26 protein-coding genes are annotated in these 25,620 nt (G+C 71.6%); 18 read left to right on the top strand and 8 right to left on the bottom strand.

The genetic code is table 11. The annotated features are described in order from the left end of the window. Positions 1 to 396: 396 nt before the first annotated feature. A complete protein-coding gene (locus ElP_RS03205) occupies positions 397 to 1,539 on the bottom strand; it encodes a hypothetical protein (RefSeq protein ID WP_145267184.1) in 1,143 nt (380 codons plus the stop codon). Between the two features lie 391 nt (positions 1,540 to 1,930). Here ElP_RS03205 and ElP_RS03200 point away from each other — a divergent pair, with 391 nt between their 5' ends. Together ElP_RS03200 and ElP_RS03195 are read left to right on the top strand one after the other, a co-directional pair. Next, positions 1,931 to 2,374 (top strand): hypothetical protein, encoded by a 444-nt coding sequence (locus ElP_RS03200; RefSeq protein WP_145267182.1) that lies wholly within the window; start codon positions 1,931 to 1,933, stop codon positions 2,372 to 2,374. Positions 2,375 to 2,441: 67 nt separating this feature from the next. Next, positions 2,442 to 2,903, top strand: a complete 462-nt coding sequence (locus tag ElP_RS03195) for a hypothetical protein (RefSeq protein WP_145267180.1) — start codon at positions 2,442 to 2,444, stop codon at positions 2,901 to 2,903. Positions 2,904 to 3,101: 198 nt separating this feature from the next. Here ElP_RS03195 and ElP_RS03190 read toward each other — a convergent pair whose 3' ends face one another. The 3 genes from ElP_RS03190 to ElP_RS03180 form a co-directional block, all read right to left on the bottom strand. Next, positions 3,102 to 3,368, bottom strand: a complete 267-nt coding sequence (locus tag ElP_RS03190; protein ID WP_145267178.1) for a hypothetical protein — start codon at positions 3,366 to 3,368, stop codon at positions 3,102 to 3,104. 183 nt (positions 3,369 to 3,551) lie between these two features. Further along, the gene (locus tag ElP_RS03185; RefSeq protein ID WP_145267176.1) at positions 3,552 to 4,439 is read right to left on the bottom strand and encodes a glycosyltransferase family 2 protein; all 888 of its coding nucleotides are present in this window, start codon (positions 4,437 to 4,439) and stop codon (positions 3,552 to 3,554) included. Between the two features lie 206 nt (positions 4,440 to 4,645). Next, positions 4,646 to 5,461 (bottom strand): hypothetical protein, encoded by an 816-nt coding sequence (locus ElP_RS03180; RefSeq protein ID WP_145267174.1) that lies wholly within the window; start codon positions 5,459 to 5,461, stop codon positions 4,646 to 4,648. Positions 5,462 to 5,853: 392 nt separating this feature from the next. Between ElP_RS03180 and ElP_RS03175 the strand changes: the two genes are divergently transcribed. The 8 genes from ElP_RS03175 to ElP_RS03140 all read left to right on the top strand — a co-directional run bounded on the left by ElP_RS03175 (position 5,854) and on the right by ElP_RS03140 (position 12,965). Beyond that, positions 5,854 to 6,453: a hypothetical protein gene (locus ElP_RS03175; RefSeq protein WP_145267172.1), complete on the top strand. Its 600-nt coding sequence runs from the start codon at positions 5,854 to 5,856 to the stop codon at positions 6,451 to 6,453. Further along, positions 6,441 to 7,874 carry a DCC1-like thiol-disulfide oxidoreductase family protein gene (locus ElP_RS03170; protein ID WP_145278183.1) on the top strand — a complete coding sequence of 478 codons (1,434 nt, stop codon included), beginning with the start codon at positions 6,441 to 6,443 and terminating at the stop codon, positions 7,872 to 7,874. The genes ElP_RS03175 and ElP_RS03170 overlap by 13 nt, the downstream gene beginning before the upstream one ends. Then, positions 7,871 to 8,221, top strand: coding sequence for a hypothetical protein (locus tag ElP_RS03165; RefSeq protein ID WP_197446679.1), 351 nt, complete (start codon positions 7,871 to 7,873; stop codon positions 8,219 to 8,221). Before ElP_RS03170 ends, ElP_RS03165 begins: the two co-directional genes overlap by 4 nt. A 61-nt stretch (positions 8,222 to 8,282) precedes the next feature. Then, positions 8,283 to 9,029 carry an endonuclease III domain-containing protein gene (locus tag ElP_RS03160; protein ID WP_145267170.1) on the top strand — a complete coding sequence of 249 codons (747 nt, stop codon included), beginning with the start codon at positions 8,283 to 8,285 and terminating at the stop codon, positions 9,027 to 9,029. Between the two features lie 123 nt (positions 9,030 to 9,152). Then, positions 9,153 to 9,944 carry an inositol monophosphatase family protein gene (locus ElP_RS03155; protein WP_145267168.1) on the top strand — a complete coding sequence of 264 codons (792 nt, stop codon included), beginning with the start codon at positions 9,153 to 9,155 and terminating at the stop codon, positions 9,942 to 9,944. A gap of 128 nt (positions 9,945 to 10,072) precedes the next feature. Further along, positions 10,073 to 11,332: a precorrin-6y C5,15-methyltransferase (decarboxylating) subunit CbiE gene (cbiE, locus tag ElP_RS03150; protein ID WP_145267166.1), complete on the top strand. Its 1,260-nt coding sequence runs from the start codon at positions 10,073 to 10,075 to the stop codon at positions 11,330 to 11,332. Positions 11,333 to 11,462: 130 nt separating this feature from the next. After that, positions 11,463 to 12,515, top strand: coding sequence for a glycosyltransferase family 61 protein (locus tag ElP_RS03145; protein ID WP_145267164.1), 1,053 nt, complete (start codon positions 11,463 to 11,465; stop codon positions 12,513 to 12,515). Positions 12,516 to 12,542: 27 nt separating this feature from the next. Continuing rightward, complete coding sequence (locus ElP_RS03140) at positions 12,543 to 12,965, top strand: hypothetical protein (RefSeq protein WP_145267162.1); 423 nt, start codon at positions 12,543 to 12,545, stop codon at positions 12,963 to 12,965. A 134-nt stretch (positions 12,966 to 13,099) separates the two neighbouring features. Here ElP_RS03140 and ElP_RS03135 read toward each other — a convergent pair whose 3' ends face one another. Next, positions 13,100 to 13,456 carry an ArsR/SmtB family transcription factor gene (locus ElP_RS03135; RefSeq protein WP_145267160.1) on the bottom strand — a complete coding sequence of 119 codons (357 nt, stop codon included), beginning with the start codon at positions 13,454 to 13,456 and terminating at the stop codon, positions 13,100 to 13,102. A 183-nt stretch (positions 13,457 to 13,639) separates the two neighbouring features. Between ElP_RS03135 and ElP_RS03130 the strand changes: the two genes are divergently transcribed. Together ElP_RS03130 and ElP_RS03125 are read left to right on the top strand one after the other, a co-directional pair. After that, on the top strand, positions 13,640 to 14,080 hold the full coding sequence (locus tag ElP_RS03130) for a DsrE family protein (protein ID WP_145267158.1): 441 nt from the start codon (positions 13,640 to 13,642) through the stop codon (positions 14,078 to 14,080). A gap of 43 nt (positions 14,081 to 14,123) precedes the next feature. Beyond that, the gene (locus tag ElP_RS03125) at positions 14,124 to 14,684 is read left to right on the top strand and encodes a rhodanese-like domain-containing protein (protein WP_145267156.1); all 561 of its coding nucleotides are present in this window, start codon (positions 14,124 to 14,126) and stop codon (positions 14,682 to 14,684) included. A gap of 16 nt (positions 14,685 to 14,700) precedes the next feature. On the opposite strand, the gene ElP_RS03120 is transcribed toward ElP_RS03125, so the two are convergent. Together ElP_RS03120 and ElP_RS03115 are read right to left on the bottom strand one after the other, a co-directional pair. Next, positions 14,701 to 15,585: an endonuclease/exonuclease/phosphatase family protein gene (locus ElP_RS03120; protein ID WP_145267154.1), complete on the bottom strand. Its 885-nt coding sequence runs from the start codon at positions 15,583 to 15,585 to the stop codon at positions 14,701 to 14,703. A 77-nt stretch (positions 15,586 to 15,662) separates the two neighbouring features. Next, positions 15,663 to 17,261: an alkaline phosphatase D family protein gene (locus ElP_RS03115; RefSeq protein WP_145267152.1), complete on the bottom strand. Its 1,599-nt coding sequence runs from the start codon at positions 17,259 to 17,261 to the stop codon at positions 15,663 to 15,665. A 1,000-nt stretch (positions 17,262 to 18,261) separates the two neighbouring features. On the opposite strand from ElP_RS03115, the gene ElP_RS03110 reads away from it, so the two are divergent. Further along, complete coding sequence (locus ElP_RS03110) at positions 18,262 to 18,702, top strand: acyl-CoA thioesterase (protein WP_145267150.1); 441 nt, start codon at positions 18,262 to 18,264, stop codon at positions 18,700 to 18,702. Then, on the top strand, positions 18,699 to 19,085 hold the full coding sequence (gene gloA2 / locus ElP_RS03105; RefSeq protein ID WP_145267148.1) for an SMU1112c/YaeR family gloxylase I-like metalloprotein: 387 nt from the start codon (positions 18,699 to 18,701) through the stop codon (positions 19,083 to 19,085). Before ElP_RS03110 ends, gloA2 begins: the two co-directional genes overlap by 4 nt. Before the next feature lie 57 nt (positions 19,086 to 19,142). Here the strand turns inward: gloA2 and ElP_RS03100 are convergent, their stop codons facing one another. Next, a complete protein-coding gene (locus ElP_RS03100; RefSeq protein WP_145267146.1) occupies positions 19,143 to 19,472 on the bottom strand; it encodes a hypothetical protein in 330 nt (109 codons plus the stop codon). Positions 19,473 to 19,736: 264 nt separating this feature from the next. Here ElP_RS03100 and ElP_RS03095 point away from each other — a divergent pair, with 264 nt between their 5' ends. The 4 genes from ElP_RS03095 (at position 19,737) to ElP_RS03080 (ending at position 25,551) form a co-directional block, all read left to right on the top strand. Beyond that, positions 19,737 to 20,885, top strand: a complete 1,149-nt coding sequence (locus ElP_RS03095) for an alpha/beta hydrolase family protein (protein WP_145267144.1) — start codon at positions 19,737 to 19,739, stop codon at positions 20,883 to 20,885. 140 nt (positions 20,886 to 21,025) lie between these two features. After that, positions 21,026 to 23,602, top strand: coding sequence for a tetratricopeptide repeat protein (locus tag ElP_RS03090; RefSeq protein ID WP_145267142.1), 2,577 nt, complete (start codon positions 21,026 to 21,028; stop codon positions 23,600 to 23,602). A 35-nt stretch (positions 23,603 to 23,637) separates the two neighbouring features. Further along, positions 23,638 to 24,492 (top strand): DUF4159 domain-containing protein, encoded by an 855-nt coding sequence (locus tag ElP_RS03085; RefSeq protein WP_145267140.1) that lies wholly within the window; start codon positions 23,638 to 23,640, stop codon positions 24,490 to 24,492. 42 nt (positions 24,493 to 24,534) lie between these two features. Continuing rightward, on the top strand, positions 24,535 to 25,551 hold the full coding sequence (locus tag ElP_RS03080) for an AAA family ATPase (RefSeq protein ID WP_145267138.1): 1,017 nt from the start codon (positions 24,535 to 24,537) through the stop codon (positions 25,549 to 25,551). The last annotated feature ends 69 nt before the right edge of the window (positions 25,552 to 25,620 follow it).

The raw sequence follows: 25,620 nt of genomic DNA, 5'->3' as shown, positions 1-25,620 counted from the left end.
GCCGAACCTCTCGGCGGCCGGGCTCGGATCAACGGGCCGACGACCTGCCGATCGGTCCGTCACCATAACGCCGAGCCGGCCGATCGGCAAGTTCCCAAGCCACCACGACCGGGACCGACCGGACGCCTGCCGATCGATCCTCGGGGCGAGCGACGACACCGGTCGCCGGATCAGAGTGACCGCACCTCGATCCCCGACGGGCGACCCGTCGGCCTCCGGGGACGCCCCGTCGAGGGGAGATCCCAGGGGGCCGGGCCCGGCGACGACTGAGGAGATGGTTGCGGCCGACCGGGGAGGGGCGTCCGCCCTCCCCCGGTCCGATTCGACTGGGGGGAGGGTCTTCAGGAGCCGGGCCCGTCGGGGTCGAGCCCGGCCCACTCGATCGTTCGGGGCAACTCAGTTGGGCGCACCGGGGGCGGGGGGCTCCTCGGGATGAGGGGCCTCGGGGTGGGGGGCGGTGCGGCCGAGCTGCTCCCAGTCCAGCTTCTCGAAGGCGCCGGTCGGGGCCTCCTCGCCGACGCTGGCCTGGAACTCGGTCGGGATCTTTCCGCCCAGCTGCTGGGCGACCCGGCTTCGAAGCTCGGCCATCATCGGATAGAGCGTCCGCAGGTAGACCTCCTGCTCGGCCGGGTCGTCGGCCTTCCCGAAGCTGAGGTTGAAGGAGTCCATCCCGAGGATGGCGTTGGCCAGCGGGATGGTCTCCTTCTTGTAGGCGGCCTCCAGCACCTGGCGGATGTTCGGCTGCCGGGCCATCTGGAGCAGGCCGGCCTGGGCCTTCAGGTAGCGCTCGGCGGCGGCGAACTCGGGCCCCGAGAGCTGCTCCTGGGCCAGGGCGCGCATCTGGTTGACGATCTGGATGCCCTCGACGATCTTCTCATCGGGAATTTCCTGCTCCTCGGGCAGGTTCCGGGCCTCCTCGACGAGGGCGCGGTACCTGTCCCTGAGCGGGGTGAAGGCCGGGGCCTGCAGCGGGGCGGGCCAGGCGTTCTCGGCGGCCAGTCGATGGGCGGAGATGACCACCCCCTTGCTGGCGAACCGGAGCGGGATGAGCTTCACCTGCGCGCCGGTCAGGGTCAAGTCGGAGGCCGCATTCTCCAGCAGCGAGTCGGCCACGCTGGGGGCCCGGAGCTCGTGGAGGATGGCGTTGAGCGAATCCCCGCTGACGATGTCGCTGCGATCGGGATTGTTCAGGACCCTGTCCTGGATGCCGCCGATCGCCTGGTTGGTCCGCTGCCGCTGGGCGGCCGACTGCTCGGCCTGCTGCTGGCGGCGGACCTGCTCCGAGCGCCAGAGGTACTCGTTGAGCCGCATCCGGGTGTCGGTCTCGATCGACCGGGCGACCGCCGTCTGCTCGTTGTACTGGCCCATGCCCGCGGCGAAGACGCCCATCCCCTGGGCCACGTCGCCCTGGATCGAGCCGGCCCCTCCCCAGCCCCCCCAGCCGTAGGGTTGATAGGCCCATTGGGCCCGGGCGGCGGGCGACACGCCGGCCGCCGAGATCACCGCGGCCGCGATGGCGATCCTGATTCTCCGACTCATCGTGAATCTCCCAGGGTGGCTCGGGCGGACGTCGAGGCGGACGGCCTGCGATCCAGGCCGGGACCCCGCCCGATCCGCCCGGTTTCTCGTTGCGATGCGGACGCCGTCTCGGGCCTCTCGTGTGGACCCGCCCTCGAGTCGGCCTCGATGATGATGCAACTCACCATTTAACCTATCTCGCCCCGGCACCACATGCAACGAAATCAGGGGCGTGACGGGGCGCCGAATCGCCCCCCCGGCCGGGACGGCTCCGGGCGATCCGAGGCGAGCCCCGCGTTGCGGGGGACTACGGCGACCGCCCCGTTGCCCCTCCCCGGACCGGGGGGATAGAGTGCAGATCGGACCGAATCTCGAACGCCCGACGACGACCACCGATCCGGGGGAGACCGCGATGAAGACCCCGCCCGCTCGAGCCCTCGGGGCCACGTTAGGCCTGGTGGCCGCCCTGCTGATCGCCCGCTCGGCCGTCGAGGCCGTGCCCCCCCCGAACCCGGTCGACCCGTCCCCGGCCGTCCCCCAGGACAAGCGTGCCGAGCTGATGAGGCTGAAGCTCGACTACGCCAAGAACGTACTCGAGGGCCTAGCCCTGGAGAAGATGGATCTCGTCGCCGACAACGCCCGGGATTTGAAGCTCCTCAGCGCCGCCGCCGAGTGGGAGCCGGCCACGGTCCCCGGCCCGCTCTACCTCACCTACACCCGGGATTTCCAGCGCATCGCCGATTCGATGGCCGAGGACGCCCGGGCGGGGAACCTCGACGGCGCGACGCTGGCCTACGTCCAGATGGCCACCAATTGCGTCGAGTGCCACAAGTACGTCCGATCGACGCGTCGCTGATGACCAGGGATGCCGCCGGGTCGGGTCCGGTCACGTGCCGGGCCGTACCGGGGAGGAGCCCAGAGCCATGTCCCCGTCCACCTCATCCCCGGCTCGCCGGCTCCCCGGGCCGCTCGTCCCGACCGTCTTGGCCGCGGCGTTGTGGTTGGTGGCACCCCTGGGATCCGCGCCGCTCCCCGCGCAAGGCCGGGAGGACGTCCAGACGGACCGATCGGTCCTGATGCGGAAGAAGCTCGACCACGCCCAGCGCATCCTCGGCGGCCTGACCGAGGGGCGATTCGGACCGATCGCCGGATCGGCCCGGTCGCTCCGGGAATTGAGCGAGGAGGCCGTCTGGTACAGCCTTCCCACCGACGACTATCGCCGCTACAGCGAGGAGTTCCGCCGCCTCACCGCCTCGCTCGCCGAACAGGCCGAGGCCGAGGACCTCGACGCGGCCACCCTCTCCTACGTGAGGCTGACGATCAACTGCGTCGAGTGTCACAAATACGTCCGGATCCGAACAGCTCCTCCCGATCCTCCGCGATGACCCGGCCGAGGCGACGAACCCTCCCCGATCGATCGGGCCGGCCGAATTGCGGTTCGGATCTCCTCGGGAGGGCCGGCCACGAGGGCCGGGGAAATCGAAAACGGCCCCGGTCGATCGGACCGGGGCCGTTCGGGATTCTCTGCTCGACGGTCGGAGAAGCCCGGCCGCCGATCGGTCGAGGTCGTCGCTTCAGCCGGGTCAGGGGGCCGGGGTCTCTTCCGGGGCGACCTCGATGCCCGGCTCCTCGGGGGCGGCCTCGATGCCCGGCTCGACGGTCTCATCGATGATGGTCTCTTCCTCGATCACCGGCTCCTCGAGGCCGAGGTCGGTGGAGGTCTCGGCGCCGATGGTGTCATCGGCGGGCAGGTCGGCCTCGCCCTCGGGGGCGCCGCAGCCGGCCAGCAGGGCGGCGGCCAGGGCGAACGGGGCCAGCTTCATCCAGTCGATCAGGCGGAGGTTCTTCATCGCGGTCGATCCTCGGGGGGAACCGGGTGATTTCGGGCGGGAAGTCGCACCCGCCGACCTCGGCGGGCGTCGGTCTGTACCGATCGGCCCTCGGTCCGGCAAGCCGCCGACGGGGCCGATATCCCTAGTTACGGGTCCTCCCGGCCGATCGTTGGAACCGGGGGCCGGTCGGTCCGAAAAAATTCAGTCCGCGAACGCGAACCGGATGATGCAGTAGAGCGCCCGGAGGCCGTCCCGGAGGGGCCGGATGTGCTTCCCCTCTTCGAAACTCCGGCCGTGGTAGCTGACCGGGGTCTCGTAGATCCGGCACTTGCGGCCCCGGCCGCCGTCGCGGTCGGGGAACCGGAAGCGCGCGACCTTCGCGGTCACCTCCGGTTCGAAGCCGAAGCGGTCACTCTTGAGGGTGATGCCTTGGATCACCTCGCGGCGGAAGACCTTGTAGCAGACCTCCATGTCGGTCAGGTTCAGGTTGGTGAACATGTTCGAGAGGAAGGTCAGCCCCTGGTTGGCGACGGCGTGCCAGAACAGGTGGACCCGGTGCGTCTCACCGATGAACCGGGAGCCGAAGACGACGTCGGCCCGGCCGTCGACGATCGGCTCGATCAGGCGGGGGTATTCGGCCGGGTCATACTCGAGGTCGGCGTCCTGGACGATGACGAGGTCGCCGGTGGCGTGCCGGAACCCGGTCCGCAGCGCCGCCCCCTTGCCCTGATTCCGCTCGTGGAACAGGACGGTCAGGTCCGGCTGGGGGTCCTCGCCGTCGGGGCCCCAGCGGCGGAGCAGCTCCCGGGTCCCATCCGTCGAGCAATCGTCGATCAGGATGATCTGCGTGGTGATCGGCGTGGCCCGCACCCGCCGGAGGATCTCGTCGATCGTCCGCTTCTCATTGTAGACGGGGATGACCACCGAGAGGACCAGCTCCTCGGGCACGACGAACAGGCCGAGCCGTCGGCTGTTCGCCTCGCCGAGCGCCTGGATCAGCCATCCCAGGCGGCGCCTCGGGTCTGCGGGCGGCTCGCCGAGGGCCTGGAGCGGGTTCTCGGAGGGGCGGGGGTGCTCATTCGAATCCATCGTGCGGCGAGTCCTGGCGGGGCGCGGACGAGGACCGGGGGCTCCGGCCCGATCGGGACCGTGGCGAGCCACCCAATCTATCCACCCACCGGCCGGCCCGCAAATCCGAACCGCCAGGAGCCGCGCAGCCGAACGGCCCGGGAGGCGGACCTGGTGCCGCCCCGGGCCGTCGTCGTCACCGATCCGGGGATCGCCCATAGGGCCGATCAGGTGTTCGGCTGCAGGAAGTCGTCCGCGGCCGGCGGGGTCACCGGGTCGACCGGCAGCGATCCCGGGACCTCGGTGGCCTCGGGCTCCTCCTCGGTCGGCTCGGGCTCGAGGACGGGGTCATTCGGCGTCTCCTGCTCGACGGGCTGGCCGGAGTAGGCCGGCTCGGTCGAGTTCCCCAGCCCCTGGGTGGTGCCGTAGGACTGGGAGGTGCCGTAGGACTGCGGGGCGGCCTTGCCCGGCGTGGTGCCGTAGGACTGCGGGGCGGCCTTGCCCGGCGTGGTGATGATCGCCCCTTGCGGCGAGGCGTAGCCGGCCTGCGACGAGACGGCCGGGGTATAGGTGCCGTAGACGGGCATCCCGTAATTCGCCATCGGCGCCGAGCCGCCATAGCACGACGAATAGCTCGTGTCGTAGCAGGCCTCGTAGTACGTCGGGCCGTAGCAGGCCGAGTAGCACGAATCGTAGCAGGAATTGCGCCTCTTGTGGCCGAACAGGCCCTTCAGGCACGAGAACAAGCCGCCGCCCCGGTGCTTCCCGCCGTAGCAGGAGGAATAGCCCGCGTCGTAGCAGCTCGAATAGCAGGCGTCGTAGGTGGTGCCGTACTCGCCCATCGCGAACCCGCCGCCGTAGCAGGCCGAATAGCAGGAGTCGTAGGCGTCGCCGTAGCAGGCGTCGTAGGAGACACCGCCGTAGCCGGCGTCGTAGCAGGAGGAATAGCAGGAATCGTAGCAGGCGTCATAGGCCGGGGCGTGACCGCCGTGGTGGCAGCCCATCCCGCTCAGCGCCAGCAGCATGACCATGGTGCCCTGCATTGCGATCTGTTCTCCCGAGGTTGCGAGTCGTCGAGGTCGGGTCCGAAAATCCGGCCGGGCGAGTCTGCGAAAGGTGTGCCGCCTGGGAGGTTTCGCCCGCCGGGGTTGATGTCGCCGATCGGACCACGCATGCCAACGCGCCCTACCCAGCTTCCGCGTCAACCCCAACCGGAAAAGTCGCACGAGCCGTTACAAATTCTAATCCCCTCCTGATGCTCCCGCAACTCCATTCAGTGAAAATGGCGAATTCGGGCGAACACGGAAAGATGCAACGCTTCCTTCCCGAGTCTTCCCCTGGGCCCGAAGAACCCGAGGCGGGGCGGCCGGCGTGGGGAGGGATCGGGTAAACTCGTCGGGGGTTGCTGGGAGTTGCCCGAGTGGCGGAGGGTGAGATGGCCCGGGAGTATTCGGAGGAGGCGGGGCCCGGCTGGCCGGGATGGGCGAAGGCCGGGGTGACCGCCTTGCTGCTGGTGCATGGGGCGGCGGTCCTGTCCGCGGTGATGGCGGCGTCGCCGTCGTCGGACCTGCAGCGGGCCATCGCCGACCGGTTCCGGTGGTACTACAAGCTCGTCGACCAGGGCTACACCTATCGCTTCTACACCGCCGGGGCGCCGCCGACGCCGATCCTGATCGCGGACGTGCAGTTCGGGGACGGCCGCACCGAGACGCTCCGCATCCCGGACCGCGCCCAGGCCCCCCGCCTCCGGTACCAGCGGCACCTGGCGCTCGCCTATCACCTGTTCGAGGACGTCCGACGCGCCCCCCGGGATCCGGGCGGGGACAGCCGGAGCCGATGGGCCGCCTCCTACGCCCGGCACCTCTGCGCCGAGAATCCGGGCGCCTCGCGGGTGGTCCTCTACCTGCAGGACCACCTCAATCCGTCCCCCCGGGAGCTGGTGGAGGCCGCCCAAGAAGGCCGGGCGATCGACGCCGAGGGCCCGCGTTACTACGGCGACCGCCAGCGCATCGGAGCCTACTCGTGCGACGACTAATCACCGGCCCGATTTCGTATCTCGCCGACCTCGGCCGGTCGGCCGCCCGGGGGTGGGACGCCTTCTTCTTCCGCCCGGCCGACCCCACGCCCGTCGGCCTGATCCGCCTGGGGGTCGGGCTGCTGCTGCTCTGGAACTTCGCCGTCCTGGGGCTCGACCTCCACGCATTCGTCGGGTCCCGGGGCTGGGCCGACCCCGACGCCCTCGCCTTCTTCCGGGCGCTGGAGCAGGACCGCTGGAGCTGGTCGCTCTGGTCGATCGTGCCCGACGCCCTGCTGGTGCCGGCCTACATCTGCTGCCTCGTCGTCCTATCGATGTTCGCGGTCGGGCTCTGGAGCCGCCCGACCGCCGTCCTCGCCTGGATCATCGTCGTCTCGACGATCCGGAGGGCGCCGGTGATCCACTTCGGATTCGACATGGTCGTCTCGATGCTGACGCTCTACCTCGCCGCGACAGGCTCCGGCGGGCAGGCGGTTTCACTCGACCGGTGGGTCGCGCGCTGGAAGGCCGCCCGGCAGGAACTGCGGCGGATCCGGATCGCCCGGCCGCTCGACGGGCCGGCCGGGGACGGCACGCCCCGGCCGACGGTCTCGGCGAACCTCTGCCTCCGGCTGATCCAGCTGCACCTCTGCGTGATCTACGGCCTGGCCGGGCTGGCGAAGCTGCAGCACCCGATCTGGTGGGAAGGCTGGGCCTTCGGCAGCCTCCTCGGCTATGCCGAGTTCCGGCCGATCGACCTGACCTGGCTGGCCCGATGGCCGATGCTGCTCATGTTCTTCTCCCATGGCGCCCTGTACCTGGAAATCCTCTACCCGGTGCTCGTCTGGCCTCGGACGCTCCGGCCGCTGATCGTCGGGCTGACGATGGGGCTGCACGTGGGGATCGCGACGACGATGGGGCTCTACGAGTTCGCCGCCGCGATGATCGTGGCCAACCTCGCCTTCGCCTCGGGCTCGTGGCTGCGGAGCCTGGCCACGGGCCGGAACCCCGAGCCGATCCGGGTCGTCTATGATGGTGCCTGCGGGCTCTGCCGGGCCTCGGTCGCGATCGGCGCCTCCGGGGACCCGGCGAGGACGGTCGAGTGGGTCGACTTGACCGCGGTCGACGTGGCGACGGTCGACCCGAGGCTGACCGAGGGCCGATGCATCGAGTCGGTCCACGCCGTCGGCCCGGGGGACCGGATCCGGTCGGGCTTCGACGCGGTGGTCGCCGTGGCACGGAGGGTGCCGCTCTTGTGGCCGATCGGGCTGGTCGGGCCGCTGCCGGGCGTCTCGCAGGCGGGGCGGCGGATCTACGGCCTGGTCTCGGGCAACCGCACCCGGGAGCCGTCCCGGGCGGCCCGCTCGGACTCCCCGGCACGCCCCGAGCCCGGCGCCCCCGCCCGCAACCGACCCGAGAAGAAACCGAGGGCCCCGCGATGATCCGAGACCCGAACGTCCCGATTCCCGAGCGGACCGACCAGGACGAGCCCAACGTCCCCCGGGTCTTCCTCCGGGAGCCCGGCTGGCGGGTCGGCATGAAACACGGCAGCGAACGCGAGTTCTGCCACAACATCGCACCCGGCGAGGAGGCCTACCACCGGCTCTCCGACGGCGAGCTGTTCGTCCACTCGGCCGACGAGCGGCTCTGCCTCCCCTGCGCCGACCGCCGGGGCCTGCTCCACTTCGAGCCCAAGGGCCTGGGCAAGGCCAGGGACATCATCGAGCTGGACGGCCCCGCCCAGCCCGGCGACACCTTCAAGGTCATCGACCCGAAGGCTCTCGACTGACCCATCTTCGGCACACGCCTTGCCCCCTGCCCCGCCGTTCCGCCAGGGGGAGGTGACCGGCATGGCGACGCGATCCGAGACGACGGCGAGCACCTGGAACACCCCGGGACTCCGGGCCAGGGCCCGGGAGGTCCACGACCGCCTTTGCGAGGCTTACGGCTGCCCCGTCCCCTTCTTCAGCGAGAAGGATCCGCTGAGCGAGCTGGTCTCCGCCCTGCTCTCGCACCGGACCCGCAACCGGGACTCGCACCGCGCCTACCTCGACCTCCGAGCACGCTTCCCGACCTGGGAGGCGGTGAGGGATGCCCCCACGGGCGAGATCCAGGACTGTGTGTCCCCCTGCACCTGGCCCGAGCAGAAGGCGCCCCGGATCCAGGCCGTCCTGCGCGCGATCTCGGCGCGTCTCGGGTCGCTCAACCTGGACGCCCTCGCAGACCTTCCCCCGACCGAGGCCCGGGCCTGGCTCGAATCCATCCCCGGCGTCGGACCGAAGACCAGCGCGGCGGTGCTGCTATTCAGCCGGCTCAGGGTCGCCGCGCTGCCGGTGGACAGCCACCATCACCGGGTCGCCTCCCGCCTGGGGCTGCTCCCCCCCGGCGTGGCCGTCGGCCCCTCCCACGCCATCCTGGCCGATCAACTCCCGCCCGACTGGTCCGCCCAGCAGGTCTACGACAACCACGAAGTCCTGATGATCCACGGCCAGCGATGCTGCCTCCACGCCCGCCCCCGCTGCGAGCGCTGTCCGGTGCTCGACCTCTGCCCGACCGGCAGGAATCGCGTCTGGGAGGGCGAACCCCGCACTCCCTGATGCACCCCCGCCCCCCGGCCCCGAGGCCGGGATTGAAGTCGCACCACCCCGCGTTGCCACCCCTCCCGGGCTTCGCGTACGATGCTCGCAAAGTCCCCTCTCTCCCCCCGATGAAGTCCCGCCATGCCCGCCACGGATCCCTACGCCGCCGAGCTCGAGTTCGTGAAGTCCCTCGCCTCGGAGGCAGCGGAGATCGCCCTGGGCCGCTGCGCCGACGTCCGGCCCCAGGAGAAGGAGAACCTCAGCTACGTCACGGACCTGGACCACGACCTCGAACGGCTCATCCGGGACCGCCTCGGCGAACGCTTCCCCGACGACGTCCTGACCGGCGAGGAGTACGAGAACGCCGGCGGGTCCGGCCCGCGTCGCTGGTCGATCGACCCGATCGACGGCACCGGCAACCTCGTCCACGGCCTGCCGGTCTGGGCCATCAGCATCGGCCTGATCGACCGCGGCGAGCCGGTGCTCGGCGTCATCGCCATCCCCCCGGCCGGCGAGCTCTACTGGGCCACCCGGGGGCAGGGCGCCTGGCGGGACGGCGAGCCGATCCGGGCCGCCCCGGACCGCGACGGCTTCCACGACCAGGACAACATCTGCGTCGGCACGAATGCCCTGCGGGTGATCGACCCCCGATCCGTCGTCGGCCGCTTGCGGGATCTCGGCTCCTGCTGTGCCGAGCTGGCCTGGGTGTCCTGCGGCCGCCTGGTCGCGGTCTGCCACCTAGGCGAGAAGGCCCACGACATGGCCGCCGGTGCCGTGATCGCCTCGGAGGCCGGTTGCAGCTTCGGTACGCTCGACGGCCGGCTCCTCTCCCCCGCCGAGCTGCTGGCCTCGACACCGATCCGGACCCCGACCTTCACCGCGCCCCCCGGGCAGTTGAAGGCCCTGCAGTCGGGCACCCGGCGGCTCCCCTGAGCGTCGGGTCGGATCCGCCGGGCGGGGCCCGACTGGCGGGATCGCCCCGGGGACCCTACCCTAGAGCGGCCCGACCGTCGGGCCGGGTCGGAGTGGCCGGACACCTCCAGGACAGGGGACCGATCGCGGTGGCCGAATCGAGCAGCAAGGTCGTGATTCTGGGGGTCGGCGACGACGGCCTGTCGGGCCTGACCGAGTCGGCCCGGGTGATCGTCGCCGGGGCGGATCTGATCCTCGGGGCCCCGGCGGCCCTGAAGGCGGTCGAGGAGGCCGGGGGCCGGAAGGTCGCCCTCTCCAGCGACATGGGCCGGGCCGTCGACCAGGTCCGGGAGGCGATGGACTCGGCCGGTCGCCCGGTCCTGGTCAGCACCGGCGACCCGCTCTTCTACGGCATCGCCCGGTACCTGTGCGACCGCCTGGGGGAGGATCGGTTCGAGATCGTCCCGCATGTCAGCAGCATGCAGCTGGCCTTCGCCCGGGTGAAGGAGAGCTGGGACGACGCCTACCTCGCCGACCTCGGATCCCGGCCGGTGGAGGCGATCGTCTCCCGGATCCGCAACGCCGAGAAGGTTGGCCTCTTCTCCAGCGACCGATGCCCGCCCCGGAGGCTGGCCCGGGCGATGCTCGACCGCGGGCTCGACGACTTCCGCGCCTTCGTCTGCGAGCACCTCGGCTCCCCCGACGAGCGGGTGACCCAGGCCGGGCTCGCCGAGCTGGCCGAGATGGACTTCGACCCGCTCCACGTCCTGATCCTGGTCCGCGACCCGGACCTGGCCCTCCGCGCCGACCGGCACGGGGGGCGGCTCCGGTTCGGCAACCCGGACGAGTTGTTCTCGCAGAACCAGCCGAGGCGGTCGCTGGTGACCACGGCCGAGGTCCGGGCGATCGCCCTGGCCCAGCTCAACATCCGGGCCGACTCGGTCGTCTGGGACGTGGGGGCCGGCTCCGGGTCGGTGGCGATCGAGGCGGCCCAGTTGGCGACCCAGGGCCAGGTCTTCGCCGTCGAGCCGAGGGCCGACGACCTGGCCCTGATCCCCGCCAACGCCGAGCGGTTCGGCGTGGAGCACGTCCGGGCCGTCGCCGGCCGGGCCCCCGAGGCCCTCGCGGACCTGCCGGATCCGGACGCCGTCTTCGTCGGCGGCACCGGGAGGCACGTCGGCTCGATCCTCCGGGCCGCCCACGCCCGGCTCCGGACCGGGGGCCGGCTGGTCGTCAACGTGGCCTCGGTCGAGGCGCTGGTCGAGGCCCACCGGCTGCTCAAGGAGCTGACCCGGGACGTGCAGGTCTGGGACGTCCACGTCTCCCGCGGGGTCGAGCAGCTCGACCGGCTCCGGTTCCACTCCAGCAGCCCGAGCTACCTGCTGGCCGTCGGCAAGGCGGCGGAATGAGTCGGGCGATCGGTCCCCGGGCCGACTCGACGGGGGATGGGGACGGGGACGGCACCGGGTCCGCCCCGCGATCGGAGCCACCGTCTCGGCCAGGGTCGGGGGCGGCGACCACCGGAGCGACTTCGGATTCATGGAACTGCAGCTCTCCCGGCCCCTGCCCGACATCGACGTGCCGGAGTCGATCCTCTTCGGCTACCCGACCCGGATGGTCGACTCCTGGAAGCCCCAGATCGAGCGGATCCTCCTGCGAGCCGAGCGGAAGCAGGGGGCCGAGTTCCGCGTCGAGGTGGCCCGGGGACGGACCGACCGGGCCGGCCAGCTCCGATCGGCCATCCGAGGGCCCTGGGATCTGAAGCGTCGGTCGAAGTACGAGCGGGCCCGCAAGCTCCCCGCGATCGATTGCGGCGAGACGCTGCTCTACGACCTCCGATGGGAAGCCGACACCAACCCGGCCCATGCCCTGCTCCGGGGGACCGCCGCGCTGCTCGCCCGCCGCCTGATCGCCGAGCGGACGGGGGAGGACGCCCCGGTGGTCGCCGTCCTCCGGGAGAACGCCAGCCCGATCGGCCGCTGGATCTTCGACCGCCTGGGAGTCCCCCACCGCGCATCCGATCGGGAACTGACCGGGCGGATCGTGCAATGCGACTCCCCCTACGACTACCCGCTGAACAACCCCACGATCCTCGGCGGCCTGGGCCTCGACCCCGGGGGACCGACGCCCCCACGGGTGTTCGTCGCCCGACGGGGGGCCCGGGCGCTGCTCAACGAGGACCTCGTCGCCGAGCACCTGGCGCGCCGGGGGTTCGAGCGGATCTACTGCGAGGACCTCCCGTTCGATCGGCAGTTGGCCCTCCTCGGCAACGCCCGGGAGGTGGTCGGCATCCACGGGGCGGGCCTCTCCTGGCTGGGATTCAACCCCAGGGGCACCGGGCCCGACGCCCCGCCCCGATCGGGCATCCGACTGGTCGAGCTGTTCGGGCCGGGCTACCTGGTCGACTGCTACCGGATCATGATGAGCTGCTCCCGCGCCTCGTACGCCGCGGTCCGGGGCCAGATCACGCCCGAGGTGGTCCGGGACCTGGACCAGCTCGGCCGGCCCCGGAGTCACGTGAACTCGCCCTTCCGCGTCGACCTCGGTACGCTGGATGAGGCCCTCGACCTCGTCGGGGCCGGGGCCGACTGATCGCATCTCGCCGGGAGGGCCGAGCCGATGGGACACTGGGGCGTCCGCAGCTACGAGGTCGACGAGGTCGCCGACGCGATCGACTCCGCCTTCGAGCGCATCCACGGCCGGGCCTACGACGACCTGATGAGCGACCGCGACCCCACGCCCGCCGAGCAGATCCACCGCCAACTCGCCAACGCCGACACCCTCCGGGTCGCCCTGGAAGCCTTCCGGGAGGAGCACGGCGACGACCTCGATTCCTGGGACGAGCTGGCCCGCCTGGCCCTTTGCGGCGTGGTCGTGCTCCATGCCGAGCTGGGCGTGCCCGTCCCCGGCGACCTCCGAGACCGGGCCGCCTCCTGGCTGGAGCACGAGGATCTGGACTGGGATCCCCAGCCCATGAGGGACGCCCGACGTCGCCGGGAAGTCGAATTCCTCCGCAGCCCCCCCTCCCCCGACGCCCCCTGATCCGACCGATCGGCCCCGGGGTGCCGACGCCCGCCCCGCGCGGTCGACGACCCGCCCCCCGCCCGGCCCCGGGTCCCGGCCCTCCCGAGATGGCCCCGGCGACGACGCTTGTCGAGTCGAGCAGGGACCCTCGCCTACGGCTTCGCCTTCCCGTAGCCGCTCAGCAGCTTCCGGTGCCGCTGCACCTCCTCGTGGGACTCCTGCACGATCGTCTCGCAGACGAGCTTGCAGAGCCGCTCCACCAGCGGGTCGTCCAGCCGGTAGAAGACCTGCAAGCCCTCCTTGCGGCGGGCGACCAGCCCGGCGTCGGAGAGCATCTTCAGGTGTTTGGAGACGTTGGCCTGGTTGCGCCCCGTCTCCTCGACGACACGGGTCACGTTCCGCTCCCCGGCCATCAAGGCCCGGAGGATCGCCAGCCGGGTCGGATCCGACAGCATTCGGAACTTCTCGGCCATCAGCCCGAGGAACTCGTCGGGGATCGCGGGGCTCATGTCTTGACTGGATAACCGATCGGTAATATAGTTGGGCGAGAGGGCTACTGGATTCTAGCACCGGGATCGGCCCCCGGGAAGCGGCGTCGGGGGGAATCGGGGGGATCGCCGTTGGCGTCCCCGGTGTCCGGCCGCGATGGGGGCCGTCGCCGTCGGGTCGCATCGGACGGGGAGGAGACGCGGATGACCAGGGTCGGATGGGCGGCCGTCGCGGTGGTCGGGGTCCTCGTCGTCGCGGGCCGGCCGGGATCGGACGCCGGGGAGGCGCCGGACGACGGGGAACCCCTGAGGGCGGTCGTCCACGTCAACTTCGCCGACGAGGCACGTCAGGCCGGCGGCCTGAAGAACATCGCGAACATCCTGGAACGGGCCCCGGGGGCGCGGATCACGGTGGTCTGCCACGGCGACGGCATCGGCACGGTCGAGGCGGGCCGGTCGGGGCACGCCGAGGCGGTCGGGTCGCTCGCCGCGCGGGGCGTCCGCTTCGTGGCCTGCGAGAACACCATGAGGGAGCGGTCGATCGACCGGGAGGACCTGCTGCCGGGCGTCGGCACGGTGCCGTCGGGTGCGGTCGAGTTGATCCGGACGCAGCAGGTCGAGGGTTATGCCTACTTCAAGCCGTGAGGCCGGGCGACCGGCACTCGGGGACGAATCGGGGAGCGGGACGATGAGCGTTGCGACCATTCCGACCATCTCGCCGAGGGAGCTGGAGGGGCTTCGCCGCCGGGGCGAGCCGGTGGACCTGATCGACGTAAGGACCCCGGTCGAGTTCCGGGAGGTGCACGCGGAGCCCGCCCGGCTCGTGCCGCTCGACGCGCTCGACCCGAGGGCGGTCATGGCGTCGCGGGACGCCGCCGGGGGCGAGCCGCTGTACGTCATCTGCCGGAGCGGCAACCGGGCGAGGATGGCCAGCGAGAAGTTCGCGTCGGCCGGGTTCTCGAACGTGGTGAACGTGGAAGGGGGGACGGTCGCCTGGGAGCAGGCCGGGCTGCCGGTAGTCCGGGGGACGAAGGCCATCTCCCTGGAGCGGCAGGTCCGGATCGCGGCCGGGGCGCTCGTGGTGATCGGCACCGCGTTGGGGGCGTTCGTGCATCCGGGCTTCCTGGGCCTCTCCGCGTTCGCGGGGGCGGGGCTGGTCTTCGCCGGGATCACCGAGACCTGCGGCATGGGGATGCTCCTGGCGAAGATGCCCTGGAATCGGGTCGGGGACCCGACCTGCACACGATGACCCGACCCCGGGCCGGTCAGTCCTGGTCGGCCCCGGCCTTCGGCGCCAGGATGGCGGTGACGGGGAGGTGGTCCGAGGGGGTCCGGCCGTCCCGGGAATCGGGGACGATGTCGGCCCGCTTCACCTCCCAGTCGGGGGAGCAGGCGATCCAGTCGATCCGGGGGCCCGTGGTCGCCCCGGCCCGGAAGTTGGAGAAGGTGCCTTCCCCCTCGGGGCTCGGCTCGGGGTGGGCGACGCGGTAGGAGTCGACCAGCGGGGGCGCCTCGGCCTCGGGGTCGAAGAGGGCCTCGTAGGGATCGCTCCCCTCCCCAGCGTTGAAGTCGCCGGTGACGACGACCCGAGAGTTCGGGGCCAGCTCGGCGACCTTGCGGCGGATCAGCCGGGCCGACTCCAGCCGGGCCTGCGGTCCCCGATGGTCGAAGTGGGTGTTGAAGACGGCGATCGGGGGGGACCCGGGGCCGGCCTTGCGGTCCCGCAGCTCGGCCCAGGTGACCATCCGGGGCAGAGAACTGTCCCAGCTCTTGCTGCCGACCTCGTCCGGCGTCTCGCTCAGCCAGAAGTGGCCGGATCGGAGTTCCTCGAAGCGGTCGGTCCGGTAGAAGAGGGCCATCATCTCGCCGGACTCCTTGCCGTCGTCCCGCCCGGCGGCGAGCACGGTGTATTCGGGGAGGGCCCGGGCCAGGTCGTCCCGCTGGAACCCGAGGGTCTCCTGAGTACCGAGGAGGTCGGGGTCGACGCCCCGGATCGTCTCGACCAGGAAGTCCTTGCGGTTCGGCCAGGCGTTCTCGCCGTCATCGGCGGTGCCGTAACGGATGTTGAAGCTCATCACCCGGAGGTCGGCGCCGGGGGCGTCGGCATCGGCCGGAGGCAGGGCGAGGGCGATCGAGAGCAGGAGGATCATGGGGGGGCTCGTCTCGGGGAGGTCCCGGGGCCGAGTCCGGCCCCGGGGAGGGTCGCATCAACCTTCGGACCGTCGGGTCAGGCCGGCTGGCAGCCGGGGCGACCGGACTCGACCACGAAGGAGGCCTTGGTCACGACGGGGGCGCCGGGCGTGGTCACCTGCTCGACGACCTGGTAGTCGCTCCGCCAGGCCTCGGGGGTGACGGTGCAGCGGACGTAGCCGCGCTGGGCGTTGAAGAAGCGGACGGCGGGATTGTCGGCCAGCCGCTCCTCCAGGCCGGGGACGGTGGCCATGCCGTTGCCGCCGCTGGCGATGGAGGTGCCGACGAACTCGGTGGCCACCACCGGCCGGTCGGGCTCCCGGTCGTCGACCCGGAGGTCGTTGGCCCAGTTGGAGTGGATGTCGCCAGTGAGGACGACGGGGTTGGGGACCTTGCGGTCCCGGAGGAACTCCATGAGCTTGATCCGCTCGGCGGCGTAGCCGGGCCACTGGTCCATCGAGTAGACCCGGGCGCCGTCGCCGTCCTCCAACCGGAAGCCGACCATCGCCATCATCACCTGCTGGGCAAGGACGTTCCAGGAGGCGGTCGAGGCCAGGAGGTTCGCCTCCAGCCAGCCGAGCTGCCGGCGGCCGAGCATCGACTGCTTCGGGTCGAGGGCGGCGTCATTCAGGGGGCTGCGGCGGTCGTCGTTGGGCTGGTCGGAGCGGTACTGCCGGGTGTCGAGCACCTGGAAGGCGGCGAGCCGGCCGAAGTTCAGGCCGCGGTAGAGCCGCATGTCGGCCCCCCGGGGCAGCGACCGGCGCCGCAGGGGCATCATCTCGTAGTAGGCCTGGTAGGCGTTGGCCCGGCGTCCGAGGAAGGCGACCGGGTCGACCTCCTCCTGCTCCGAGATCTCGCCGGCGCAGTTGTTGTCGAACTCGTGGTCGTCCCAGGTGACCATCCAGGGGCACTTGGCGTGCATGGCTCGGAGGTGGGGGTCGCTCCGGTAGAGGGCGTATCGGATCCGGTAGTCGTCGAGCGACTGGATCTCGTCCCCCAGGTGCTTGCGGACCTGGCCGTCCCGGCCCTTGCCCTCGTAGATGTAGTCGCCGAGGTGGAAGACCAGGTCGAGGTCGTCCTGGGCCATGTACTGGTAGGCGGTGAAGAGGCCCGACTCGAAGTGCTGGCAGGAGGCGAAGGCGAACCGGAGTTCGTCGGGAGTCTCCGAGGCCCGGGGCATCGTCCGGGTGCGGGCGACGGGGCTCTCGGCGTCCCCGGCCCGGAAGCGGTAGTAGTACCAGCGGCCGGGCTCCAGGCCGTCGACCTCGGCGTGGACCGAGTGGCCGAGCTGGGGGGTGGCGACGGCCTTCCCCTCGCGAACCACGTCGGCCATCGCCTCGTCGTTGGCGACCTGCCAGGAGACCTCGACGAGGTCCGGCGCCATCCCGCCCGACGGCTCGAACGGCTCGGGGGCGAGCCGGGTCCAGAGGACGACGCCCCGGGGGTCCGGGTCCCCGGAGGCGACGCCGCAGGAGAACGGGTCGGCGGAGAAGCTCGGGCGTCGGAGGACCCGGCCCTCGGCCCGCCCACCCAGCATCGGGAGGGCCGGCAGCGCGGCGGCCCAGGCGAGGAACCGGCGGCGGGTCGGGCCCCGCCCTCGTCGGGCGGCCTCTCGGATCTCGTTCGGGTCGATCATCGTCCGGCGGTCCTCGCTGGGGGGGAGGTCTCGGGTAGGTGGGGAAGGACCGGCATCTTAGCCCGATCCCGAACCGGGAGGCACGAGAAGTTCCGGAGAAATCCGCCCGTCCCGGGACCAGCGGGACGAACAATCGGGGGCCCGGACGCGGCCGGTGCGCCACCGCGGGGCCCAGCGAATCCGACGCAAGTCGTTTTCCAGAAAGGAAAATCCCGAAACCCAATTGGGTTCGCTCCGCGCGGCGCACCGGGACGGCGACGCCGCGGGGAAGGGCCACATCGGGGCGACCCGGCCGACGGGCGGGGAGCGACGGCCCCGAGGTGGCCGGGACGCGGCCGGTGCGCCGACGAGGTGCCGCACTTCCCGGAACGCAAATCGTTCCGGCGAATCAACTTGCCCGCGATCTGACGCCTCGAAAATGGGTTCGCTCCGTCGCGGCGCACCGGACACCCTCGGGGCCCGGGCGGCGGTGGCCGCCCCGGGGGGGGACGCGGCGGGGGGCGGCCCCGGCGGGATGCGACCGGGTTGCGGGCCGGACGCGGACGGTGCGCTGATCCCGCGAGGCGACCCATGCGATGCAATCCCTTTCAAGTGAATCAGTTGTCGCAGGATGTCCTGCCCGGGAATGGGTTCGCTCCGCTTCGGTGCGCGTCCCCGACGCGCCGGTCGGGCGGCGGGACGGCCGACCGGGCTCGGAGCCGGGGACGGGCGACCTCGGCGCGCGGGCCGGCCCCCCGCGGGTGGTCGGGGGGATCGTCGGGGGCGAGGGGAGTCGGGGCGAAGGAGTTCGGGCACGGTGCGGGTTCTCGGCGCGGGGGGAGGCACGCGGGCCGGGAGATCGGGCCCACACCTTTTAAGATCGGGGGAGGAAGGGATTTCAGTCACATTGGATCGGGAGGACTCCCGAGTGGAGTCACCGGCGGCCTCGGAGCCGGTAAAATGGGACGGTCGGCGATTACGCCGGGACGGGCTGGTCGGGCGGGACCCTCGGAGTGATCGGATGGCTGAGCCCCGGGTCTTCGAGCATCCCGTGACGGTCGGCCCCCGGGACATCGACCGCATGGGGCACGTCAACAACGTCGTCTACCTGCGGTACGCGCAGGACGCGGCCGTCGCGCACTGGAAGGCGGTGGTGACCGGTGAGCTGGCCGAGGCGCTGCTCTGGGTCGCCCGGCGGCACGAGATCGACTACCTCAAGCCGGCCCTGCCCGGCGACGAGCTGGTCGCGCGGACCTGGGTGGGGATGGCCGACGGCGCGACCTTCGAGCGGTTCGTCGAGATCCTCCGCCCGAGCGACGACCGGTTGCTCACGAAGGTCCGGACCCTCTGGGTGGCCGTCGACCCCCGGAGCCACCGGCCCAGGCGGATCCCCGAGGCGATGGTCCGGCTCTTCGAGGAGTGGTCGGGGTCGGGGGTCGCCGACGGGGGAGATGGCGGATGAGGCTGCTCCGGACGCATCACGTCGCGATCATCTGCTCGGATTACGCGCGGTCCCGGCGGTTCTACGCCGAGACGCTGGGCCTGGAAGTCGTCTCCGAGATCTACCGGGAGGCCCGGGACTCGTACAAGCTCGACCTCCGGCTGCCCGACGGGACGCAGGTCGAGCTGTTCTCGTTCCCCGATCCCCCGAGGCGCCCGAGCTACCCCGAGGCGAGCGGCCTGAGGCACCTGGCGTTCGAGGTGGCCGACCTCGACGCCGCCGTGCTCGAACTGGAGTTGGGCGGGGTGGCGGTCGAGCCGGTCCGACTCGACGAGCTGACCGGCAAGCGGTTCACCTTCTTCGCCGACCCCGACGGCCTGCCGCTGGAGCTGTACGAGCGCTGATCGGGGGGCCGGGGATCGGCGGCTGCGCGAGGCGGGACCACCGACCGGGGGGGAGGCTCATCGGGCGAGGTCGAGGTCCGGATCCCACAACGGGTCGTCCTCCGCCCGGGGCCGGCGGGCGGGGAGGGGAAGGGTGTCGTACGTCGGCTGGAGTTCGAGCGAGACCCCGTCCTGGATGACCCAGGCCCGCTCGCATCCGCTGGTGTAGAGCAGCGTCGAGTCGGCTGCCTCGACCACGCGGAAGCCCGGCCCTTCGGGCCCGGCCTCCGCGACCACCTCCACCTTCTCGCCCGGCGACAGGATGACGTGGCGGGCCCAGGGCTCCAGCCGGAGGGTCCGGAGGCTGACGGTCGCATTCTGGAACGAGAGCGACGTGCATCGGCTCACATGATCCCTCCGAGCATGTGCTCGCGACGTTCGCATCCGGCGATGAGGGGGCGTGGGCAGGTGCGCCGGGGATGCAGGGGATGCCCCGGGTCCGATCTTCCTCGGCCCGATCCGGGATGTCCACACTCGATCCGCCGGGGGATGCCCGGGCGGGGATCGGGGCCACGCCGGGTCGGGGGGGGCATCGGCGCGTCCCGGCGTGTATAACGGTCGGGGCCGCCGCTCCGACGGCGACCGTCCCGATCACCCGAGGAGGGCCGCACCGTGGAACCGAACATGCTCGGGGCCTACGGCCCCTGGGCCGCCTCGCTGTTGGGCGAGGGCCCGGCCCGACTCTCGTTCCGCAACCCGGACTTCGCGCCGGCGGGGCTCGAACCCTGGCGGCTCGGGACCCGGCGTCGCGTCGCCGAGCTGATGATGGAGCCCGACGCCGGGGGCGTCCCCCGGGCCGAGATCCAGCATCGGTTCGAATACGACGGGCTGGACGTGGAGCACCTGCACTGGGAGCTCCCCTACGGCCCGCCGACGGAGGCCGTCGTCCTGAAGCCGGCGGGGGCGACCGGCCGGCTCCCGGCCGTGCTGGCGCTGCACGACCACGGGGGGAACAAGTATTTCGGCTGGAAGAAGGTGGCGCAGATCGGCGACGAGCTGCACCCGATCATGCGGGCGCACCGGGACGAGTATTACGGCGGCCTGAGCTGGGCGAACGAGCTGGCCCGCCGGGGCTTCGTCGTCCTGGTGCACGACGCCTTCGCCTTCGCCAGCCGTCGGATCCGCCTGGCCGACGTGCCGGAGCGGATCCGGGACGGGCTGGAGGAGGTCCGGCCGGAGTCGGAGGAGGAAATCCGCGCCTACAACCGGTTCGCGGGCCAGCACGAATCCATCATGGCCAAGAGCCTCTTCTGCGCGGGCACGACCTGGCCGGGCGTCTTCCTGGCCGAGGACCGCCGGGCGCTGGCCTACCTCGCCTCTCGGGAGGACGTGGACCCCGACCGGATCGGCTGCGGCGGGCTCTCGGGAGGCGGGCTGAGGACGGTCTACCTGGCCGGGACCGACGACCGGATCGCCTGCGCCTGCTGCGTGGGGATGATGAGCACCTGGCGCGACTACGCGCTGGACAAGTCGTTCACGCACACCTGGATGATCTACATCCCCGGGCTGCCCCCGGACCTGGACTACCCGGAGATCCTGGGCCTGCGGGTCCCCCGGCCGACCCTGGTGCAGTACGACGAGGAGGACTCCCTCTTCACGCTCCCGGAGATGAAGCGGGCCGACACGATGCTCGCCGAGGTCTTCGACAAGGCGGGGTCCGGCGACCGGTACCGGGGCACCTTCTACCCCGGCCCCCACAAGTTCGACCGGCCGATGCAGGACGAGGCGTTCGGGTGGTTCGACCGCTGGATCGGCGGGTGATCGGGCCCGAATCCCGGGGGGCGCTCCCTTGGCGATCCGCCCCCCGGCGTCCCATAATCGTGGGATCGCCCGGCGCACGACGGTCGCGGGCGACGCCTAGGAAGGATGCCGCCGCACCGACGGACTGGAAGGGCATCGCGATGACCATCGGCCCGAGACGGGGGAAGATCGGGCGGGCGGGACGGCCCGGGACCCTGATCGTCCTCGCCGCCGCCTGCTCCTGCTGGGGGATGGTCCCGGCCGGGGCCGCGGATCTCGACGAGGCCGAGGCCCTGCTCCGCTCCGGCTCGTACGAGGAGGCCGCCCGGATGGCCGCCGAGGCGGTCGGCGGCTTCGTCTGGGAAGAGCGCTGGATCCAGCTGAAGGCGGAGGCCGAGCTGGCCACCGGGGCCGACGAGGCCGCGTTGGCCTCGCTGGAGGTGGGGCTGCGGCGGTTCCCTGCCAGCCTGCCGCTGCTGATGATGGCCCGGGACGTCTTCCGCTACACCGGGCGGGCCGGCGAGGTGCCGGCGGTGCTCGACCGGATCGAGCGGCTGATCCGCACCTTCCCCGATCGCTACGACACGGCGGGGGGCCGCGTGGCCCTCGGCCGGTTCTTCCTGCTGCGGGGGATCGACCCGAAGCAGGTGCTCGACCGGTTCTTCGACGTGGCCATCGACCGCGAGCCGGGCCTGGTCGACGCCTACCTCGCCTCGGCCGAGCTGGCCCTGGAGAAGCGGGACGACGCGCTCGCCGCCGAGACGCTGGCCAGGGCCCCCGAGGAGGCGGCCGACGACCCCCGCTACCAGTTCCTCCTCGCCCGGGCGTTCTCGGAGGGGGACCGGGCCCGGTCGGCCGAGGCGATCGAGGCGGCGCTGGGGCTCAACCCGAATCACGCCGACAGCCTGCTGCTGCGGGCGAATCACCTGATCGACGCCGAGGCTTACGAGCAGGCCGAAGCGGTGCTGGGCCGGGTCCTGGAGATCAACTCCCGGGACCAGCAGGCCTGGGCCTTCCTCGCGGTGATCGCCCACCTGACCAACGACCCCGAGGGCGAGGCCGAGGCCAGGGCCTCGGCCCTCGACCGCTGGGAGGAGAACCCGGAGGTCGACCACATCCTCGGCCGGGAACTCTCGCAGAAATATCGGTTCGCCGAAGGCTCGGCCTACCAGCGGAGGGCCCTGGAACGGGACCCGGAGTACCTGCCGGCGAAGATCCAGCTCTGCACCGACCTGCTCCGACTGGGGGCCGAGGAGGAGGGCTGGGCCCTCGCCAATGAGGTCTTCGAGCGGGACGGCTACAACGTGCTCGCCTACAACCTCGTCACGCTCAAGGGGGAGCTGGACGGCTACCGGACCCTCGAAGGCGACGGGTTCCTCGTGAGGATGGATCCCGACGAGGCCGAGCTGTACGGCGATCGCGTGCTCGACCTGCTGGGCCGGGCCCGGCAGACGCTCCGGGAGCGGTACGGGGCGAGCGTCGAGGAGCCGGTGGTGGTCGAGGTCTTCCCCAGCAAGAACGACTTCGCCGTGCGGACCTTCGGCCTGCCGGGGGCGGACGGCTTCCTCGGCGTCTGCTTCGGCCGGGTCATCACCGCCATCAGCCCGGCGGCGCAGGGGGAGGACCCGTCGAACTGGGAGTCGGTCCTCTGGCACGAGTATTGCCATTCAGTCACGCTCGCCCGGTCGAAGAACAAGATGCCCCGCTGGCTGAGCGAGGGGATCTCCGTGTTCGAGGAAGGGCGCGAGGACCCGAGTTGGGCCACCCGGATCGACCCGCACTCCCGGGAGAAGCTCCTCGCCGACGACCTGACGCCGCTGAGCGGCCTGAGCGGCGCCTTCCTCGCCCCCGAATCGCCGCTCGACGTGCAGTTCGCCTACTTCGAGTCGGCCCTGGCCGTCGAGTTCCTGGTCGGGCTGGAGGGGCTGGAGGCGATCCGGGGATTGCTGGACGATCTGGGGGCAGGCGTGCCCATCAATGACGCACTGCCGGACCGTTTCGGGAAATCGCTCGAGGAGCTGGACGAGCAATTCCTCGACTTAGCGCGATCGAAGGCCGAGGCCGCCGCCCCGGGGGCGTCCTGGGAGGTGCCCGAGTTGCCGCCCGATGCCGACGTCGAGGCGCTGGAGGCCTGGCTGGAAGGGCACCCGGGGAGCATCCCCGGGTGGCGCAGGCTGGGGCTCCGGCTCGTGGACGAGGAACGTTGGGAGCGGGCCGAGGAGGCGCTGACGACGCTCAAGGGACTCGACCCCGACGGCGTCGGGCCGGAGAGCGCCGATGCGCTGCTGGCCGCCGTCTTCCGCGAGCGGGACGACCCCGAGGCCGAGCGGGAGGCGTTGCAGTCGCTCGTCTCCCGGGACGCCGGGGCCGGGTCGGCCCTGCTCCGGCTGATCGAGCTGGACGAGGAGGAGGAAGACTGGCCGAGCCTCGCCGACCACTGCCGGGCGATGCTCGCCGTCAACCCGCTGATCCCCGCCCCGCACCGGGGCCTCGCCCGGGCGGCCGAGCGGCTGGGGGAGACCGGCGACGCGATCGACGCCTATCAGGCGCTGGCGACCCTGGACCCGACCGACCCGGCGGAGATCCACTTCCGGCTCGCCGGGCTGCTCCAGCAGGAAGGGCGGGCGGACGAGGCCCGTCGCGAGGTGCTCAAGGCCCTGGAAGAGGCGCCGAGGTTCCGGGAGGCGCACCGGCTGCTGCTGGAGCTGGTCGAGGGGGAGCCCGCCATACCGCGCTGAACCGAACGCCCGGGAGGGCGGAGGGAGGTCCCGCGATGAGGTCGAGACGCCGGACGGTGATCGCGCTGGTCGCCCTGCTCGCGGTCGCCGGCGGGACCGCGCTGGCCCAGCGGTACGGGGGGCGGGGGTACGGGGGGCGGGGCTACTACCCCGGCGTCATGCCCGACGACCGTGCCGGGGTGCCCGACTGGGAGGTCGACGAGCATTTCAAGGAGGACACCTTCACCTTCGTCCGGGTCCAGTACGACTCCTACGGCGGCCGGGGCCGATGGGGGGGCGGCTGGGCGACCGACTGGCCGGACAGCGACCTGAACTTCCCGTACCGGCTCCAGCAACTGACCTCGTTGAAGGTCAGCCCCGACCCGATCATCCTCCGCCTGACCGACGAGGAGCTGTTCGACCACCCCTTCCTCTACATGATCGAGCCGGGGGCGCTGATGTTCTCGGAGGCCGAGGTGCAGTCGCTCCGCCGCTACCTGCTCAACGGCGGCTTCCTGATGGTCGACGATTTCTGGGGCGATTACGAATATCAGAACTTCTACCAGCAGATCAAGCGGGTCTTCCCCGAGTTCGAGCCGCAGGAACTGGACGTCGACCACCCGATCTTCCGGATCGTCTACCGCCTGGAGGAGAAGCCGCAGGTGCCGAGCATCCACGGCTGGCGGCGGGGCTCGAACGTCACCTGGGAGCGCGGCTACGACACCCAGACGCCCCACTACAAGGGGCTCTTCGACGAGCAGGGGCGGATGATGGTCATCATCTGCCACAACACCGACCTCGGCGACGGCTGGGAGCGCGAGGGGGAGGACGCGGACTACTTCCGGGAATTCTCCGAGAAGCTCTCGTACCCGATGGGCATCAACATCGTGACCTACGCCATGACGCACTGAGCGGCGCCCTCGGGAGGCCCGCCGGGCTCGAAAGGAGCGACCGTGTCGGCAGACGTCGAAACCGCAGCATTCGAGGACGAGCGCAGGGCCGTCGAGGCGATCCACGAGAGCCGGGGGCGGATCGAGCGCGAGCTGGGCAAGGTCATCGTCGGCCAGCGGGAGGCGACCCATCAACTGCTGATCGGCCTCTTCTGCGGCGGTCACTGCCTCATCACCGGGGCGCCGGGCCTGGCCAAGACGCTGCTCGTGCGGACCATCGCCCAGGTCTTCCACCTGAAGTTCCGGCGCATCCAGTTCACCCCCGACCTGATGCCGGCCGACATCACCGGCACCGAGATCCTGGAGGAGACCGGCGACGGCCGCCGCCGGATGCAGTTCGTCCGCGGGCCGATCTTCGCCAACGTCATCCTCGCCGACGAGATCAACCGCACCCCCCCCAAGACCCAGGCCGCCCTGCTCGAAGCGATGCAGGAGCACCAGGTGACGGCGGCCGGCGAGCGCTACCCGCTGGAGGAGCCCTTCTTCGTGCTGGCCACCCAGAACCCGATCGAGATGGAGGGGACCTACCCGCTGCCCGAGGCCCAGCTCGACCGCTTCCTCTTCAACGTGGTCGTCGACTACCTCCCCGAGGACGACGAGGTGGCGGTCGTCCAGCAGACCACGTCGAGGAAGACCGAACCGATCGAGCCCATCTTCGACGGGCCGGACGTCCTGCGGTTCCACGAGGTCGTCCGCAAGGTCCCCTGCGCCGAGGACGTGGTCCGGTTCGCCGTGAAGCTCTCGGCCGCGAGTCGCCCGGGAGAGGGCGCCCCGGGGTTCGTCAACGACTGGGTGAGCTGGGGATCCGGCCTCCGGGCGGCGCAGTCCCTGGTGCTGGGGGCGAAGGCCCGGGCCCTGCTGGCGGGGCGCTACCACGTCACCCCGGAAGACGTCCGGGCACTGGCCAAGCCCGCCCTGCGACACCGGATCCTGCTCGGCTACCGGGCCGAGGCGGACGGGGTGACGGTCGACGCCGTGATCGACCGACTGCTGGAACACGTGAAGGGCCCGAAGTCGTGACCACGCCCCTCGATCGCCTCCAGTCGTCCGGCTCGGGCGCCCGCGGTCGCGGGGAGACGGCGATCGACC

The sequence above is a fragment of the Tautonia plasticadhaerens genome (genome assembly GCF_007752535.1).
Lineage (GTDB): Bacteria > Planctomycetota > Planctomycetia > Isosphaerales > Isosphaeraceae > Tautonia > Tautonia plasticadhaerens.
This window is presented reverse-complemented; position numbering and strand designations above follow the sequence as displayed.